17 protein-coding genes are annotated in these 14,394 nt (G+C 39.2%); 8 read left to right on the top strand and 9 right to left on the bottom strand.

From position 1 onward, the window contains the following. Nucleotides 1–5 precede the first annotated feature (5 nt). From BUW93_RS02880 to BUW93_RS02900, 5 genes are all read left to right on the top strand, one after another. Nucleotides 6–752, top strand: coding sequence for a peptidase associated/transthyretin-like domain-containing protein (locus BUW93_RS02880; RefSeq protein WP_081208995.1), 747 nt, complete (start codon nt 6–8; stop codon nt 750–752). Nucleotides 753–781: 29 nt separating this feature from the next. Beyond that, nucleotides 782–1,288 carry a DUF6702 family protein gene (locus BUW93_RS02885; protein WP_081208997.1) on the top strand — a complete coding sequence of 169 codons (507 nt, stop codon included), beginning with the start codon at nt 782–784 and terminating at the stop codon, nt 1,286–1,288. Between the two features lie 58 nt (nt 1,289–1,346). Beyond that, complete coding sequence (locus tag BUW93_RS02890) at nt 1,347–3,650, top strand: M1 family metallopeptidase (protein ID WP_081208999.1); 2,304 nt, start codon at nt 1,347–1,349, stop codon at nt 3,648–3,650. 86 nt (nt 3,651–3,736) lie between these two features. Next, nucleotides 3,737–4,018 (top strand): Sec-independent protein translocase subunit TatA/TatB, encoded by a 282-nt coding sequence (locus BUW93_RS02895; protein WP_081209001.1) that lies wholly within the window; start codon nt 3,737–3,739, stop codon nt 4,016–4,018. An 11-nt stretch (nt 4,019–4,029) separates the two neighbouring features. Then, nucleotides 4,030–4,587, top strand: coding sequence for a phosphatase PAP2 family protein (locus BUW93_RS02900; protein ID WP_081209003.1), 558 nt, complete (start codon nt 4,030–4,032; stop codon nt 4,585–4,587). Here BUW93_RS02900 and BUW93_RS02905 read toward each other — a convergent pair. Then, nucleotides 4,580–5,221, bottom strand: coding sequence for an O-methyltransferase (locus BUW93_RS02905; protein WP_081209005.1), 642 nt, complete (start codon nt 5,219–5,221; stop codon nt 4,580–4,582). The genes BUW93_RS02900 and BUW93_RS02905 overlap by 8 nt on opposite strands. 130 nt (nt 5,222–5,351) lie before the next feature. On the opposite strand from BUW93_RS02905, the gene kynU reads away from it, so the two are divergent. Both kynU and BUW93_RS02915 read left to right on the top strand, forming a co-directional pair. Continuing rightward, a complete protein-coding gene (gene kynU / locus BUW93_RS02910; RefSeq protein ID WP_081209007.1) occupies nt 5,352–6,647 on the top strand; it encodes a kynureninase in 1,296 nt (431 codons plus the stop codon). A gap of 10 nt (nt 6,648–6,657) precedes the next feature. Then, nucleotides 6,658–7,581 carry a serine hydrolase gene (locus BUW93_RS02915; protein WP_081209009.1) on the top strand — a complete coding sequence of 308 codons (924 nt, stop codon included), beginning with the start codon at nt 6,658–6,660 and terminating at the stop codon, nt 7,579–7,581. Here the strand turns inward: BUW93_RS02915 and BUW93_RS02920 are convergent. The 5 genes from BUW93_RS02920 to BUW93_RS02930 form a co-directional block, all read right to left on the bottom strand. After that, the gene (locus BUW93_RS02920) at nt 7,578–8,258 is read right to left on the bottom strand and encodes a hypothetical protein (protein WP_081209011.1); all 681 of its coding nucleotides are present in this window, start codon (nt 8,256–8,258) and stop codon (nt 7,578–7,580) included. The genes BUW93_RS02915 and BUW93_RS02920 overlap by 4 nt on opposite strands. Nucleotides 8,259–8,290: 32 nt before the next feature. Next, nucleotides 8,291–9,049 carry an SDR family oxidoreductase gene (locus tag BUW93_RS02925; RefSeq protein ID WP_081209013.1) on the bottom strand — a complete coding sequence of 253 codons (759 nt, stop codon included), beginning with the start codon at nt 9,047–9,049 and terminating at the stop codon, nt 8,291–8,293. A 96-nt stretch (nt 9,050–9,145) separates the two neighbouring features. After that, nucleotides 9,146–9,301 carry a lmo0937 family membrane protein gene (locus BUW93_RS14840; RefSeq protein ID WP_106197114.1) on the bottom strand — a complete coding sequence of 52 codons (156 nt, stop codon included), beginning with the start codon at nt 9,299–9,301 and terminating at the stop codon, nt 9,146–9,148. A gap of 100 nt (nt 9,302–9,401) precedes the next feature. Beyond that, nucleotides 9,402–9,560: a lmo0937 family membrane protein gene (locus tag BUW93_RS14845; protein WP_110688256.1), complete on the bottom strand. Its 159-nt coding sequence runs from the start codon at nt 9,558–9,560 to the stop codon at nt 9,402–9,404. 109 nt (nt 9,561–9,669) lie between these two features. Next, nucleotides 9,670–9,915 carry a hypothetical protein gene (locus BUW93_RS02930; RefSeq protein ID WP_081209015.1) on the bottom strand — a complete coding sequence of 82 codons (246 nt, stop codon included), beginning with the start codon at nt 9,913–9,915 and terminating at the stop codon, nt 9,670–9,672. Between the two features lie 202 nt (nt 9,916–10,117). Here BUW93_RS02930 and BUW93_RS02935 point away from each other — a divergent pair, with 202 nt between their 5' ends. After that, nucleotides 10,118–11,473: an FAD-dependent oxidoreductase gene (locus BUW93_RS02935; protein ID WP_081209017.1), complete on the top strand. Its 1,356-nt coding sequence runs from the start codon at nt 10,118–10,120 to the stop codon at nt 11,471–11,473. On the opposite strand, the gene BUW93_RS02940 is transcribed toward BUW93_RS02935, so the two are convergent. The 3 genes from BUW93_RS02940 to BUW93_RS02950 form a co-directional block, all read right to left on the bottom strand. Further along, on the bottom strand, nt 11,470–12,966 hold the full coding sequence (locus BUW93_RS02940) for a potassium/proton antiporter (RefSeq protein WP_081209019.1): 1,497 nt from the start codon (nt 12,964–12,966) through the stop codon (nt 11,470–11,472). The two genes, BUW93_RS02935 and BUW93_RS02940, sit on opposite strands and share 4 nt — an antisense overlap. 110 nt (nt 12,967–13,076) lie before the next feature. Then, nucleotides 13,077–13,739, bottom strand: coding sequence for a peptide-methionine (S)-S-oxide reductase MsrA (msrA, locus tag BUW93_RS02945; protein WP_081209021.1), 663 nt, complete (start codon nt 13,737–13,739; stop codon nt 13,077–13,079). 3 nt (nt 13,740–13,742) lie between these two features. Then, nucleotides 13,743–14,360, bottom strand: coding sequence for a hypothetical protein (locus tag BUW93_RS02950; RefSeq protein WP_081209023.1), 618 nt, complete (start codon nt 14,358–14,360; stop codon nt 13,743–13,745). Nucleotides 14,361–14,394 lie beyond the last annotated feature (34 nt).

Consider the following 14,394-nt stretch of genomic DNA (forward strand, 5'->3'; position numbering starts at 1 on the left):
TTTTGATGAGGTTAGTAGTACTTGTATTCACAGCGGTAATTTTTAATTACACTCTCCAGGCTCAGGAGCGGGATTTCTTACACGGAAAAATCACCAATGACAGTTTAATTTCCCAGGTTCATATTGTAAATATGACTTCAAAAAAGGGTACGCTTAGTGAAGCTTCAGGAGAATTTATTATTCAGGCTAAACCCGGAGATTCTATTCTTTTTTCTGCTGTTCAGTACAAAAAAATAACTATCGCGATCACCTCCGTGATGTTAGACGAAATGTTGAAAATTGAACTGGAAAATGAACTCACCGAACTCGACGAGGTACAACTTCATGAGCTTTCCGGTAATTTGAAGCGTGATATAGATAATATTGAAACCATAAATCTCTCAGAATTTGGCATTCCCTTTTCCGATAAAGAGACCGTAGGGATTGTGGAACGAAAAATCAGGAGCATGAGTAGCCCTATGGACCCCGTAGGTTTAATTTATGGAGCCATAAGTGGGGAAAGAAAAAAATTAAAGCAAGCTTTAAAAAATGAACGTCTAAAAACCCGGGTGCTAAGAGCCCGATATCTGCTTTCAGAAGATTTTTATTTAAAGGAACTTAACCTGGAAGAAGTAAGGATTATGGATTTTCTGTATTATTGTGCCGAAAATCCCGGCTTTTTTAAACTGGTTAAGGAAGAAGATAAGCTGGGGCTCATTGAATTTTATAAAAAAACGATCCTTAATTACCAGGCTTTTATAAGTTTGGATTGAATCTTGATGACAAAAACTAAAAGCCTTTAATGAAAAAGATTTTTATTCTCTTTGGTCTTTTCTTTATTTTGACCTCTTCTAAAGTTACCGCGCACGAGTATTACCTTAGTGTTACTGAAGTTAATTACAAAGCCGAAAGTGAATCGCTCCAGATTATTACCCGGGTCTTTGTAGATGATTTTGAGAATGTATTGCGAAAGCGTTTTAACGATGAGATTCGCCTGGTAAAAGATAACGAAGAAGGACCGGTGAGGAAAATGATAGAGCGTTATCTCGGGCAGAAACTTCATCTTAAAACAAATGGGAAGGAGCATCAATTAAAATATCTTGGAAAAGAATATGATACTGACCAGGTGATTCTCTATATCGAGGTTGAAAACGTGGCACCTTTCACAGAGATAAGCATTACGAATTCAATCCTGACTGATCTTTTTGATGACCAGAAAAACGTGGTTCACGTAGAAGTAAACGGAGTTACAAAAAGCCTCTTGCTTCAAAAGAATGAGGACCGTAAAACTTTGAAATTTAGAAATTAAACCATTTACCTTACATAAAGTCTTATTTTTAGAAAAATTAAATAATAATTCAGTTTTCATGAGAAAAATTAAATTCTTCACTTCCGTATTTTTAATGCTCTTTTTTGTTGGTCTTTCTGCTCAGGAAGAGCAACAGCAACCGGAACGGCAGGAAGGTCACACAAACCAAAACAAGTTCAGACAGCTTTATGATGAGTTTTCAACTCCTAATCAATACCGGACAGGAGCCGGTGCCCCTGGAGAAGCTTATTACCAGAATCAGGCCGATTATAAAATGGATATCGTCCTTGATGATAAGAATACCAAATTAACCGGAAAGGAAACCATTACTTACCATAATAATTCTCCAAATAAACTTGAATATCTTTGGGTACAACTGGACCAGAATATCCGTTCAAAAAATTCGCCCGCTCAGGAGAAAAACCCAAGTAAGATGAACCCGGTTTCCACTCCTGAAAGATTTACCAGTCAGTTTTTAAAAGAATCTTTTGATGGTGGTTTCAATATTGAAAAGCTTCACCAGAACGGAAAACCCTTAAATTATACTATTAACCAGACTATGTTGAGGATTGACCTGCCTGAACCTTTGGCGCCAGGAGAAAGCTATACCTTTTCTATAGATTGGTGGTATAAAATCAATAATCACGTTACAGATAGAGCCCGTTCGGGTTACGAGCATTTTCCAGAAGATGGGAATAATGTATACGTTATTGCGCAGTTCTTCCCCAGAATGGCTGTTTATAATGATGTAGAGGGATGGCAGAACATGCAATTTTGGGGTAATGGGGAATTTGCGCTTCCCTTTGGAGATTATGAAGTGAATATTACCGTTCCGGCAGACCATATCATGGAGGCTACCGGGGAACTTCAGAATCGTAAGCAGGTTTACACTAAAGATATGCTGGAGCGCTACGAAGATGCTAAAAAATCTTTCGATAAACCTGTGGTTATTGTAACTCAGGAAGAAGCTGAAGAAGCTGAAAAAGGTTTTTCAAACAAAACCAAAACCTGGAAATATAAAGCAGAGATGGTTAGAGATTTCGCCTTTTCTACTTCGAGAAAATTTGTTGTGGATATGATGAATACCGATGTTCAGGGGAAAGAGGTGATGGCGATCTCACTTTACCCAAAGGAGGGGAACCCGCTATGGGAAGAGTATTCTACGCTAGCCGTAGCTACTACTCTTAAGAGTTATTCTGATCAAACTTTCCAGTATCCTTATCATAAAGCAGTGTCGGTACACGCCAAAAATCAGGGGATGGAATATCCAATGATTTGCTGGAACTATGGTCGTCCAGATGAGAACGGGGAATATAGCGACAGGGTAAAATACGGGATGATAAGTGTAATAATACACGAAGTTGGTCATAATTTCTTCCCGATGATCGTAAATAGCGATGAACGCCAGTGGGGTTGGATGGACGAAGGTTTGAATACTTTCTCTCAATACCTTGCAGAGCAGGAATTTGGAAAAAAATACCCGGAAGCAATCGCGCCTCTGGATCAATATCCTTCCAGAAGGGGGATTCCTTCCAAAATAGTTCCTTATATGAAAGGGGACCAGCAATTTATCGCTCCTATTATGTCTAATCCTGAGCAGGTTATACAGTTAGGAAATAACGCTTATGGAAAACCCGCCACTGCTCTTAATATTCTCAGAGAAACCGTTATGGGCCATGAGTTGTTCGATCAAGCTTATAAAACCTACGCTAATAGGTGGATGTTTAAACATCCAACTCCCGAGGACTTCTTTAGAACTATGGAAGATGCTTCTGGTGTAGATCTGGATTGGTTCTGGAGAGCTTGGTTTTATACCACAGATAATGTGGATATGGGTATCAAATCTATCAAGAAATATTATATCACCGATAAGGCTACAAAAGAGGGCACTGAATTCCTTGAGCGCTACGGTGCAAAACCAGAAGATATAGAGGGGATCTATGTAGTAGAGGAAGGAAGCGAAGAATTTGAAGAAACAATGAAGGCTAAAGATCCACTGGAGAATGCATCTACCCTTAACGAATATGTAATGGATAATTTTTCTGAACAGGAACGTGCCGGAATGAAAAATCCGAAGTATTTCTATGAAATAACTTTTGAAAAGCCGGGCGGGATTCCTATGCCACTTATCGTTGAATATACCTATGCCGATGGGACATCAGAAAAAGTGACTTATCCGGTACAACTTTGGAGGAAAAACGATGCTGAGGTAACCAAGGCAATAGCTTCAGAGAAAGAAATCACTTCTGTAGTGGTAGATCCCGATCTGGAAACAGCCGATGTTGATGTTAGCAACAATAGCTGGCCGCAGGAAAAGACAACAGATAAATTTGAAGAGTTTAAAGAAAGCCTTGATAACTAAGCAAAAATTATTGAAATAAAATAATTAAGCCGACTTTAACGAGTCGGCTTTTTTTATGGCTAAATTTGTGTTTATATTTGCGCGTTATGGTAGTATATCCATTATTTATAAGTGGCGCTGAGATCGCCTTTATTATGTTTATTCTCGTGATGGTTTTTGGGGCCGATAAGATCCCGGAGATCGCTCGTGGACTGGGGAAAGGTATGCGTACGCTAAGAAATGCTTCCAATGATATTAAAAGTGAGATTCAGAAAAGTGCCGAAAAACAGGGCATTGATACTGATATCTCTAAAGATGTTAAAGGAGAGATCGATAAGGTAAAAGAAGATATAGAGGAAATTACCGGTTCGGTTAAACGTAGATTCTAAAACCTGTTGAAATGTGGCAACAGCTTAAGCAATGGGACCGGGAATTATTTGTTTACCTTAATGGATTAGGAATAGAATCTTACGATAATTTTTGGATTTTTGTAACCCAAATAGAAAACTGGATTCCTTTTTATATTCTCTTATTCCTTTTATACTTCATCGCTTTTCATTGGAAAAAAGCAGGATTCTCTTCCTTATTCTTATTAAGTGCTTTTCTTACTACCTGGGGGTTTACTAATACCGTAAAGGTGCTGCTTGTTCGGTTAAGGCCTAATAACAACCCTGAACTTGTAGATATAATAAGAATACTCCAGGAACCTACAAACTATAGCTTTTTCTCAGGTCACGCTTCCTCTTCTATGGTAGCTTCTACCTTTATTGTACTTACCTTAAAGGATAAATTCCGCTGGATTTATTTGGTATACATCTGGCCTCTTATATTTATGATGAGCCGTGTGTACGTTGGGGTTCATTATCCCAGCGATTTACTGGTTGGCGCTATTGTAGGGCTTATTTTTGCCTTTATCTTTTTCTGGCTCTATAATAAATCTGGCAGAAGATTTATTTAACCCGGCTTAAGCTTAGGCCATCTCTTATTGGCAACATTACAGTCTCCAGGCGTTCGTCTGTTGCTAAAATATCGTTATATGTCAATAATGCCTTTGTAGATTCGTCTTCGGCATTTGGAGTTTCAACTACCTTCCCACTCCACAGTACATTATCTGAAAGTATAATCCCGCCTTTATTCATTTTTTCAATGATAATTTCAAAATATGCGGGGTAATTGGGTTTATCGGCATCGATAAACACAAGGTCGAATTTTGCATCTATCCCTGGAATTATCTTAAGAGCATCTCCAAGGTATTGTTGTATCTGATCCTTATATGGCGACGCTTCAAAATATTTTTTCTGAAAATCGTATAATTCCTCATTAATATCTATGGTATGCAATTTACCCCCTTCAGCGAGTCCTTCGGCCAGGCAAAGAGCCGAATATCCCGTGTAAGTTCCAATTTCCAAAATCGTTTTGGGGCTTTTCATTTTTGATAAAAGACTTAAAATCCTGCCTTGATAATGCCCGCTAAGCATTCTGGGTTGTAAAACCTTTTGATTGGTCTCTCTATTGAGCTTTGCCAGTAAAGCCGGTTCTTTGGCCGAGTGTTCAATTATATAATCATCTATGGCTTCAGGAAGAAAATGCATAATATTAGACTAAAGATTTATTTTGACAAAGATAAAGGGATTCCGGGGAAAATAAGTCGGGGCGAAAAGGCTATTATTATGAAACTTCAGCTTAAATTGTATTTTTACTTAAATTAATCAAATCAGCAACATGCAATTTAAAAATACCCTGGAGTTTGCCCGGAAACTTGATGAACAGGATGAACTAGCCAGATATAGAGAACAATTCATTTTCCCAAAGCACAATGACAAGGAGGTAGTGTATTTCACCGGGAATTCCCTTGGCCTTCAGCCTCGTTCTGCTATGAAGTATGTAGAAGAGGTGATGAGCGATTGGGCAAATCTTGCGGTGGAAGGACATTTTTATGCTGAAAAACCCTGGTGGGAGTATCACGAACGTTTTTCAGAAAAATTGGCGAAAGTAGTAGGCGCAAAACCTGCTGAAGTTTCTGTGATGAACACCTTAACGGTAAACCTTCACCTGCTTATGGTTTCGTTTTACAGGCCTAAAGGGAAAAGATATAAAATTATTTGTGAAGAGAAGGCCTTTCCCAGTGACCAGTATATGATTTCCAGTCAGGTGCGTTTCCATGGATATGATCCGAAGGATGCAATAGTCGAACTAAAAAGACGTAAAGGAGAACATAATTTTCGAACGGAGGATATTTTGGCTAAAATCGACGAAGTGGGCGAGGAGTGTGCTCTGGTTTTGATTGGTGGGGTTAATTATTATACAGGGCAGGTCCTGGATATGGAAAATATCACAAGAGCTGGTCATAAGACAGGTGCTATTGTTGGTTGGGACCTGGCCCATGCTGCGGGTAACATTGAATTGAAATTAAGCGAATGGAAAGTAGATTTTGCCGCCTGGTGTAGCTACAAGTATATGAATAGTGGACCTGGAAATGTTTCAGGATATTTTATAAATGAAAAATACCACGGCAAGAAAGATATTCCGCGGTTTGAGGGTTGGTGGGGACACAATAAGGAACGCAGGTTTTTAATGGAACCCGAATTTCAGCCTGAAGCCGGTGCCAATGCATGGCAAATTAGCAATGCACCGGTGCTTGCGCTTGCGCCATACCTCGCTTCGCTGGAGATGTTTGATGAGGTAGGAATGCCAGCCCTGATAAAAAAGCGTGATAAAATAGTGGCTTATCTCGAATTTGTTTTAAACGAAATTGATAAAGAGGTTGATAGTAGTTTTGAAATTATTACTCCGCCAAATCAGGAAGAACGTGGCACACAACTTTCAGTTTTTCTACACGGGGAAGGAAGGGAGTTATTTACTTATCTAATGGAAAACGGTGTGATTACAGACTGGCGGGAACCAAATGTAATAAGGCTCGCCCCGGCACCTTTCTATTGTTCATATGAAGATATGTATAGTTTCGGGCAGATTCTTAAGAAAGGAATTCAAAAAAAGAAATCCATGACCCGATTATAAACTGAAAGAGATGAAGAGGATTACTTTTCTTACCTTATTGCTTTGCGGAATTTTAACAGCCCAGGAGAACAATATTGACACCCAGCTTCAACAAAAACTTGAAAGGTATACAAAAGATTTTCGAGGTACCGCCGGGGTGTATGTTTTTAATACGAAGACCGGAAAACAGGCGGGGGTGAATGCCGATACTATATTTCCCACAGCCAGTATTGTAAAAATCCCAATTCTTGTAGGATTATTCGATAAGATAAATGAGGGGGAGCTAAATCTTAACGATAGCCTTATTTACAGGGATTCCCGGCAGTATGGTGGCTCTGGATTAATGCAGTTTTATAAAGATTCCACCCTTACAGATCTTAGAACTCTAGCGGCTTTAATGATAACCTACAGCGATAATGTCACTTCCATCTGGAGCCGGGAGCTTGCAGGGGGAGGAGAATCCATCAATCCACTTATGGAAAAATTAGGGATGAAACATACCAGGGTGAACTCAAAAACCAGGGGCAGAGAAAAGAATTGGGAAAAATACGGTTGGGGGCAAACCACTCCCCGGGAAATGGCCACCCTGCTTGTTAAGATTAGAAATAGGGAGGTCGTAAGCAATGCCGCCAGCGATGAAATGTACCGGATGCTTAGCAATTCTTTTTATACCGACTACGCGCTTTCCCAGATTCCGCCATATATTCAGACTGCTGCCAAGCAGGGAATGGTAAATAAATCCCGTTCTGAAATTGTGTTGGTTAATGCTCCTTTCGGAGACTATGTGTTTTATATCGCGACCAAAAATAATTTGGACACTTCCTGGGATTATGGAAATGAAGCCTGGGAACTACAGCGAAATATTTCGGCAATGTTATGGAACTATTTTGAGCCTGAAAGCCACTGGGAACCTGCAGAAAATTATGATAACCTGGTTCGGGGCCTGCGTTATTAATTCACTTCAATATCAGTGAAATATAACTCAAAACTTCCGTCAGGAGATTTATGAGATTTGGCAATTTTCAGACCTTTGAAATCTTCAAAATTTTCCCAGGTTGTAGGCATTTCACGATTACCATCGGCAGATTTGTAGATCCATTCTTTTAATAAAAGATCATCTTCATAATAAATCACGTAGGTGTCCCCAGGGGTATATCCGCCTTCATCGTTATAAGAAACTTCCAGATAGTTCATTTCTTTCTTGCTTATAGGGGCCTTGCCGGTTTTTTCTTCTGAAATCCCAGCATCACTCCATACCATTTGGAAAGGGAATAACAACCAATAAGAATCGTTAATAAACTTTTGATCCAGTTCTTTATCTTCTTCATTAATATTATTGGTTTTTGTATACGTACGGCTTATGTCACCTTCGGTAAGCCTAATCTCATCGGTTTTCGGGTTCCAGGTCCAGGCGCGACTGGTTCTTACCGAATCCTCAATCTTTACATTAAAGGTAAACTTGATTTCTTCAATTTTATCAAAATTATTTAAACCGTGGGCCTCAGCTATTTGCTGTTCAATACTCATATTAGAATCAACAACTGTTTCCGGACTGATTTCCAAATTGGTTTTCTCGTTTTTACAGCTAATTAGTACTGTAATTAAAAAGCTAAAAAGTAGAATATTTTTCATTTTGATGTTTTTTTAAAGATACATAAGTCTGCTTAAATAGCATTCACGCTCATTCCGCCATCGGCGATAATATTTTGTCCGGTGATATAAGAAGATTTATCCATAGCCAGAAAAGCAATAATTGATGCCATTTCACTGGCTTTGGCAACGCGCTTTAATGGGGTTCTTTTAATTATAGGATTCATTCTTTCCTTTTCACTTAAAAGCCCTTGAGTGAGCGGAGTAACCGTAAACCAGGGAGAAACAGCGTTTACCCTTATTCCATCCCCGGCCCATTCTACAGCCAAACTTCGGGTTTGCTGAAGTAAACCCGCTTTAGACATCGCATAGGGTGTGCCTGTTCCTACGTCTTGAATCGCTGCGGAAGAGGCGACATTTATAATTTTGCCATTGCCGGTTTTTTGAATTAAGGAATGTAGTTTTCGGCTTAAAAGAAAAGGAGCGTTAAGGTTTATTTCCAAAACCTTTCTAAATTCTTCTTCAGAATAATCATTGGCTTTTTTTCTGATATTTATGCCGGCATTGTTCACGAGAATACCCAGTTTGCCCCAGGAATTGTGGATATGATCGTAGATTTTCTGCCTATCTTCAGTCACAGTAACGTCTGCAACCAGACCCTGCACTTTTTTGTAATCTTTTTGAAGTTCTTTCAATAGATCATCAATATCCTTTTTAGTCCTCGAGGTAAAGAGAACTTCTGCTCCAAGATCGAGAAATTCTAAAACTGCAGCTTTTCCAATTCCTTTGGTACCACCAGTTACCAGAGCGTATTTATTATTGAGATTCCACATAGCTTTTTATTTAAAATCCAAGATAAGATTTTATTAAGCAAAATACCCTTTAAGATCTCTCCTAAAGGGTATTTAAAACTCGTTGTTATCGTGTAATTATAGTCGGCGGCCGGTTAGCAGCTTATATAAAATTAAAATAACGGCAATTACGATAAGGATGTGAATAATGCTTCCTAAATCGGGAAAGGCAAAATACCCTATCAGCCATCCAATTACTAATAGAACTACGATTAGCCAAATTAAATCTCTCATAATAGTGGTTTTTAGGCAACTTAGTTGCGTTGGTTAATTGATTGTATTAAATATAATAATTATAAATTTATTTTCACGAACCTATTTGGTAGTGAGGTTGTTACGGCCTTCTTCCGGTTGCAAGACGGTATAAAATTCCAATTATGGCCAATACCAGAAGGATGTGAATAAGATTACCTACGGCTTCTCCAAATCCTATGTACCCTATAAGCCAGGCGATAATTAGTATGACAACAATAAGCCAGATAAGATCTCTCATTTTATTATTGGTTAAGGTTTATTCAAACTAAATTACGATATCGAAGGTGTCGGTATGTTTGATTTAACGAGTGTTTAACCTTATTGTTAAATTATTCTTGAAAATTTAATTAATCCTGTGACTCTATTTTATTGATCCTCATTTCATAATCTTCCATGGCTTCACGAATAGCGTCTACATTGTCTGATGCCTTTTGATGAGCCTCTTCCATTACTTTTTCCAGGTCCTTATCGGGGTGCTGAAAAAGATCGGTTATTACATGATTTATTTTATCAATTATACTCTCCTGAGTATTTTTGATATCCTCAAGTTTGTTAAGAACAGAGCGCATTTGTTCCAGTTTTTGTTCATCCATAATAGCTTTCTTTGGTTTTGTTATAAATTAAATTTAGATATTTCACACTGGACCCATGTCGCTCTTAACCCTGCTTTAGGTTTTTTTATAAAAATATTAGCACATTTGAGGGTATTTGGATAAAAACCAGCTTCAGGTTTCAGGAATTAAGTATTTTCGTAGACGAACCAGGCGATTTTAGATCGCTTTTTCATTAGTATTTATGCAGTCTCCCAAAAAAATAGCCGTAGTAGGCTCAGGCCTAGTTGGTTCCTTATTGGCACTTTATCTTCAAAAAGCAGGTCATGAAGTAGTAGTCTTTGATAGACGCCCCGATGTTCGAAAGGTAGAATTTTCAGGGAGGTCTATTAATCTCGCAATGTCTAATCGTGGTTGGAAGGCACTGCGTGAAATAGGGATAGAGGCCGAAATCAAAGAAATCGCTCTCCCCTTAGATAAAAGGGCTTTACACGTCTCTTCTCAACCGCTGTATTTTCAACCCTACGGAAAAAAGGGAGAAGCAATATATTCGATCTCCCGGGGCGTTCTTAACCGTAAAATGATAGACCTTGCTGAAGCAGAAGGCGTGAAATTCAGATTTGAGGAAAAGGTTTGGGATATTGATCTCACAAATGCTCACTTGTATACAGGTGAGTCTGAAAAGAGTGAATGGAAGCAATACAAATATGACCTTATTTTTGGAGCCGATGGAGCTTTCTCTCGTGTGCGACATAAAATGCAGCGTCAAAGTCGGTTTAATTATTCACAGCATTTTGTAGATGTGGGATACAAGGAACTTACTATTCCGGCGAATCCCGATGGCAGCCATAAGCTTGATAAGGCCTCCTTTCATATCTGGCCCCGGGGGGAATTTATGCTTATTGCTATGCCTAACCTCGATGGTAGCTTTACCTGCACCCTGTTTTTACCCTTTGAAGGAGCTATATCTTTTGAGAGCCTCACTACCGAAGAAAAAGCCGATGAATTCTTTGAAAAACATTTCCCCGATATCAAAGAAGAAATCTCAAACCTTAAAAGAGACTTTTTTAAAAACCCAACCAGTTCCATGGTCACCATTAAATGTTTCCCCTGGACTTATTCGAATAAAGTTGCTCTGGTAGGGGATTCGGCGCATGCTATAGTGCCGTTCTACGGGCAGGGCATGAATGCTGGTTTTGAGGATATCTCAGAGTTATTTGGGAAAATGAAACAGCACAAAGACGATTGGGAAGAAATTTTCAAAGAGTACCAGGAAGAACGCAAGCCTAATGCCGATGCAATCGCAGAACTCAGTTACCGTAATTTTCTTGAAATGAGCAGCAAAACTGCAGACCCCGAATTTATTCTTCGGAAGAAGATCGAAAAAAGGTTTGGGGAAAGATATCCGGAGCTTTGGCTTCCTATGTATTCCCGGGTTACCTTTTCTGATAAACCTTATACTGAAGCATTAGCGATTGGAGACTGGCAACGTAAAGTTATGGATGAAGTCATGGAAATCCCCGGGATTGCTCAGAAATGGGATTCCAGGGAGGTGGAAGAAAAGATACTGGAGATTATTGAAACCGATAAAAAATACTAAACTTCTTCCTGTTCTTCTTCTTTAGGTTGCAGTGGTAACTTAAGGCTATCATAAACGCCCTGGAGGGTTTCTTTATCTTCAGTTAAAACGATTAAGATATCATTGGGTTCAATCACAGTGTTTCCATTAGGGGTAATAAACTTATCGTCTCGCGAGATCATTGCAATTATAGCTTTCCGGGGAAATTTTAAGTCTACAATCCTTTTTCCTACAGAATGGTTGTACTCGGGAATGTTTATCTCGTTAAGTAGTGATTTTGCCCCATCGGCAAGGAATGCATCAACCGGCGATTTAGGTTTTGCCTTCATCGGTAGAGCAACATGCAGCCATTTTGCTACAAGGGATAAGGTGGTTCCCTGAAGGAGTACTGAAGAAAGGGATACAAAAAATACGATATTAAAGATCATGTTCGCCTTTTCTATACCGGCTATAAGCGGGTAAGTGGCAAAAACAATGGGTACAGCGCCCCTAAGACCTACCCACGAGATGTACCATCGCCGACGCATCTTCATTTTAAAGAAGGAAAGACTAAGCATAACCCCCAGGGGGCGGGCGATGAAAATTAAAAATCCGGAAACCAGGATTCCTATTCCTATTATGGGTAAAACCTGAGAAGGATATACCAAGAGTCCCAGAGTAAGGAATAAGACAATTTGCATTAACCAGGCGAGTCCGTCAAACATTCTCATAATGGTTTTTTTATGGATTATGCTGTGGTTGCCCAGGTAAACCCCACTAAGGTAAACGGCGAGGAACCCGTTACCTCCAAGAAAATCTGTAGCTGAAAACACGATAAACATTAAAGCGATAGCCAACACCGGGTAGAGCCCTTCAAAATCAAGCCTTATTTTATTAATAATAATTTTGCTGAGTTTTCCCATGAGAAATCCCATCGCGGTACCTATAAGAATTTGTTGAAGAAAAAAGGGAATAATGCTCCATACACTTTTCTCAGGGCTTAGGACAAGGCTTAAAAAGGCGATGGTAAGGAAATAGGCCATGGGGTCATTACTCCCGCTTTCGAGCTCAAGTGTAGGTCGTAGTTTGGATTTTAAGGCCAGATTTTTCGACCTTAAAATAGAAAATACAGCAGCAGCATCTGTAGAAGAAACAATTGCTCCCAGGAGCAATGCTTCATAAATTGTGAAATCTGTAATGGTCCATACAAAGGTTCCCAACCCCAGAGCGGTGAAAAGCACTCCTAGTGTAGACAGAGAAATCCCCTGCCAGAGCACGGGTTGTATACTTTTCCAGCTGGTATCTAGACCCCCGGAAAAAAGGATGAAATTCAGGGAGACTATTCCGATGAATTGAGCCAGGCTGGGATCATTAAAATGAATATTGCCAATTCCCTCCGAACCTGCCAGCATTCCTACTGCCAGGAAAAGCACCAAAGTTGGCACCCCAAACCTGTAAGAGGTTTTTCCTGCCAGAATACTAATAAAGAGCAACAAAGAACCAATTAGGAGTACGTTTTCTATGGTGATATTCATCTATCCTTAAATTTGATGCTAAAATTACATTTTTTGGGGCAGGAATATATCTAATTCCAAAAAGAATGGCAGCTCTTAAGCTGCCATTCTTTTTGGTTTGTGTTAAAAGTTTAATGTTCTTTTTTCTTTAGAATATCCGGGAATTTTTCTTTAAATCTTTTTAGTCGGGGAATCGATACTTTCTGGATATAGGGGTTGTTGGGATTGTTTTTTTCATAATTCTGATGATAATCCTCGGCAACCCAGAATTTCTGAAATGGAAGAATTTCGGCCGCAATAGGTTTGCTATAGTTTTTGGCGACTTCTGCTTTAACTTCCGTGATAATCTGCTTCTGTTTTTCATTCTGAAAAAATATGATTGAGCGATATTGAGAACCATGATCTGGCCCCTGTCCGTTTACCTGCGTAGGGTCTTGAGAACCAAAATATACTTCTACAAGGGTCTTGAAATCTACAATTTCGGGATCATAGATCACTTCTACGGCTTCGGCGTGACCTGTTCTTCCGGTGTTGCTTGACTCATAGGTTGGGTTTTTGGTATGCCCGCCCGAATAACCTGAAACAGCCTCCTTTACACCTTCAATACTCTCGTAGATGGCTTCTACGCACCAAAAACATCCGCTGGCAAAATAAGCCTTCTCCAGGCCGTTTTGCGGCTTCACTTCTATAGGTTCTGCATTAGCTATCTCTGGTTTAGTAACCGATTTTTCCTGCGCATTGTTACCGCAGGAAAAGAAAAGTATAGCTAAAAAGCTAAAAATATATTGTTTCATTATTTATTGTTTTTTATATGAGCCTTCCAGGGTTTTTTTTCCGTAAATCGCATAATCTACAGCTAATTCACCATTAATAGAAAAACCTTTCCAGTCAAGATCCATTCCATCGGCCGTTGGGGTTATTTCGGCGATTGGCGTATTGGTGTCGAAATCTTCCCATGGAAGTTCGTCGTTGGTGTTTTTCGCTGAGGGCGCTGAAAAATAGACCAGGGTAGTGTTTCCGCTTTGAGAAAATCTTGCATTGATATAGATCTCATTCTCCTTAAGGCAAAGCTCAGATTGCCCTGAACTTATAATATCTACACAGTAGCATTCACAATTAACATCACTCTCATCTACTTTTACATATTTACTATTGCTAACACTTCCTGTACTTTCCTCTTCAGAATTTGCATCGCTTAGATCATCCGGACTTTCCATATTTTCCCTTTCCCAGTCTTCCTCATTAGTATTTCGCGAGGTTTCTCTAGGGGAATCAGGCATGTCCTGATTTGGATTGCTATATCCTTCATTTTCCTGTTCTGTCATTCTAATGTCATCAGTATCCTGATTCTCTTTCTCATTTTTACAGGAAACCAACACTAGTGCCAGGCTGAATAATATTAAATAATTTCTCATATTAGTAGGTTTTTGATCATCTAAAGTTAGAATA

The organism is Salegentibacter sediminis (assembly GCF_002078605.1).
In the GTDB taxonomy this organism is placed as follows: domain Bacteria; phylum Bacteroidota; class Bacteroidia; order Flavobacteriales; family Flavobacteriaceae; genus Salegentibacter; species Salegentibacter sediminis.

Excerpts from the sequence above, each read along its gene's own strand:
- BUW93_RS02915 (WP_081209009.1), top strand. The coding sequence starts at position 6,658 with ATGAAGAGGATTACTTTTCTTACCTTATTGCTTTGCGGAATTTTAACA.
- BUW93_RS02930 (WP_081209015.1), bottom strand. The coding sequence starts at position 9,915 with ATGGATGAACAAAAACTGGAACAAATGCGCTCTGTTCTTAACAAACTT.
- BUW93_RS14840 (WP_106197114.1), bottom strand. The coding sequence starts at position 9,301 with ATGAGAGATTTAATTTGGCTAATCGTAGTTCTATTAGTAATTGGATGG.
- BUW93_RS02920 (WP_081209011.1), bottom strand. The coding sequence starts at position 8,258 with ATGAAAAATATTCTACTTTTTAGCTTTTTAATTACAGTACTAATTAGC.
- BUW93_RS02885 (WP_081208997.1), top strand. The coding sequence starts at position 782 with ATGAAAAAGATTTTTATTCTCTTTGGTCTTTTCTTTATTTTGACCTCT.
- BUW93_RS02905 (WP_081209005.1), bottom strand. The coding sequence starts at position 5,221 with ATGCATTTTCTTCCTGAAGCCATAGATGATTATATAATTGAACACTCG.
- BUW93_RS02900 (WP_081209003.1), top strand. The coding sequence starts at position 4,030 with ATGTGGCAACAGCTTAAGCAATGGGACCGGGAATTATTTGTTTACCTT.
- BUW93_RS14845 (WP_110688256.1), bottom strand. The coding sequence starts at position 9,560 with ATGAGAGATCTTATCTGGCTTATTGTTGTCATACTAATTATCGCCTGG.
- BUW93_RS02950 (WP_081209023.1), bottom strand. The coding sequence starts at position 14,360 with ATGAGAAATTATTTAATATTATTCAGCCTGGCACTAGTGTTGGTTTCC.
- kynU (WP_081209007.1), top strand. The coding sequence starts at position 5,352 with ATGCAATTTAAAAATACCCTGGAGTTTGCCCGGAAACTTGATGAACAG.
- BUW93_RS02925 (WP_081209013.1), bottom strand. The coding sequence starts at position 9,049 with ATGTGGAATCTCAATAATAAATACGCTCTGGTAACTGGTGGTACCAAA.
- BUW93_RS02935 (WP_081209017.1), top strand. The coding sequence starts at position 10,118 with ATGCAGTCTCCCAAAAAAATAGCCGTAGTAGGCTCAGGCCTAGTTGGT.
- BUW93_RS02895 (WP_081209001.1), top strand. The coding sequence starts at position 3,737 with ATGGTAGTATATCCATTATTTATAAGTGGCGCTGAGATCGCCTTTATT.
- msrA (WP_081209021.1), bottom strand. The coding sequence starts at position 13,739 with ATGAAACAATATATTTTTAGCTTTTTAGCTATACTTTTCTTTTCCTGC.
- BUW93_RS02880 (WP_081208995.1), top strand. The coding sequence starts at position 6 with ATGAGGTTAGTAGTACTTGTATTCACAGCGGTAATTTTTAATTACACT.
- BUW93_RS02890 (WP_081208999.1), top strand. The coding sequence starts at position 1,347 with ATGAGAAAAATTAAATTCTTCACTTCCGTATTTTTAATGCTCTTTTTT.
- BUW93_RS02940 (WP_081209019.1), bottom strand. The coding sequence starts at position 12,966 with ATGAATATCACCATAGAAAACGTACTCCTAATTGGTTCTTTGTTGCTC.